The organism is Mycolicibacterium novocastrense, from assembly GCF_001570485.1.
In the GTDB taxonomy this organism is placed as follows: domain Bacteria; phylum Actinomycetota; class Actinomycetes; order Mycobacteriales; family Mycobacteriaceae; genus Mycobacterium; species Mycobacterium novocastrense.
In genome coordinates this window covers 1-1,424 of the sequence record NZ_BCTA01000117.1, presented here as the reverse complement: position 1 = coordinate 1,424, position 1,424 = coordinate 1, and the positions used below count along the sequence as shown (strand labels likewise).

Below are 1,424 nucleotides of genomic sequence, written 5' to 3'. Positions count from 1 at the left end.
TCGTCAAGCTGGAAGGCACTCCGTAGGTGAAGCGTAACCGTTGTGGTGGTGTGGGTGTAGAAGCTGGCAGCGAGTCGTTGATTTCGTCGGGCGGGGCGGCGCTGTTGTTGAAGACCGCCCAGGTCAGCGGCTTGTCCGATGGTTTGACGGGGGCGTTGAGGCCGTGGCGGGCGTCGCGGTCGGTCCACGATCCAGGAAAGACGTTGCTGGATTTGGCGGTCACCATCGCTTTGGGTGGTGATTGCTTGGCTGATGCGGCGATGCTGCGCGCGCAGTCGGAGTTGTTCGGCCCGGTGGCCTCTGATCCCACGATCAGCCGGCTCATCGATACCCTCGGCGCTGACCCGGGTGCGGTGATCGCGGCGATCCGTGGGGCGCGCGCGGCCGCGCGGGCGCTGGTGTGGGGTCATCAGTTGCCGATCCGGGCCGCTGGTCAGGTGGTCGTTGATCTGGATGCCACGTTGGTCGGCTCGCACTCGGAGAAGGAAGGCGCAACCCCGAACTTCAAGCGCGGGTTCGGTTTCCACCCGTTGTTAGCATTCGTCGATCACGGCCACGGCGGCACCGGAGAGCCTCTGGCGGCGATGCTGCGACCGGGCAAGGCCACCGCTAATGACGCCGCCGACCAGATCGCAGTGCTCGATGCCGCGCTGGCTCAACTGCCCGAGCAGACACGGCCGCAGGTGCTGGTGCGCGGCGACACCGGCGCCGGAGTGCACGGGTTGGTCTGGCATATCCACAATCTGGGCTTGCGATACTCGGTCGGTATCTATGCCCGCCAGCCGGTGCTGGATGCGCTGGCGGCGTTGCCTCGACAAGCCTGGCGGCGCGCCCTGGACGCCGACGGCCGCCCTCGACAAGGCGCTCAAGTCGCCGAGCTGACCCGATGGCTGCCCGCCACGTTCGCCGGCTGGCCACCCGGGATGCGCATCATCGCCCGCCGGGAACGTCCCCATCCCGGCGCCCAATTGCGCATCACCGACGCCGACGGCTGGCGCATCACCCTGTTCGCCACGAACACCGTTGGCGGGCGGCTGGCTGACCTGGAATTGCGGCACCGACGCCGAGCACGAGCCGAGGACCGCATCCGCGGGTTGAAAGACACCGGGATGACCAACCTTCCGCTGCAGGCCTTTACGAAGAACCAGATCTGGCTTGAGCTCGTGCAACTCGCTGCTGAACTGCTCACCTGGACTCAGCTGCTGGCCTGGCCGGACCGACCCGCCCGCAGCTGGGAGCCCAAACGTCTACGGCTGCGGCTACTTGCCGTGGCCGGGCGAATCATCACCACCGCGCGCCGATCCATCCTGCGCCTGAGTCGTCGATGGCCCTGGACCGACCTGATCACCAGCGGCTACCAACGCCTTGCCGCGCTGACCTAACAGCACACCCTGACCCGACGACCAAGGACCGGAGAACCGGCG

General features: G+C 67.2%; 1 protein-coding gene. It reads left to right on the top strand.

The window, feature by feature from the left end:
- The first annotated feature begins 26 nt into the window (after positions 1-26).
- The gene (locus RMCN_RS30685) at positions 27-1,382 is read left to right on the top strand and encodes an IS1380 family transposase (RefSeq protein WP_067397010.1); all 1,356 of its coding nucleotides are present in this window, start codon (positions 27-29) and stop codon (positions 1,380-1,382) included.
- Positions 1,383-1,424 lie beyond the last annotated feature (42 nt).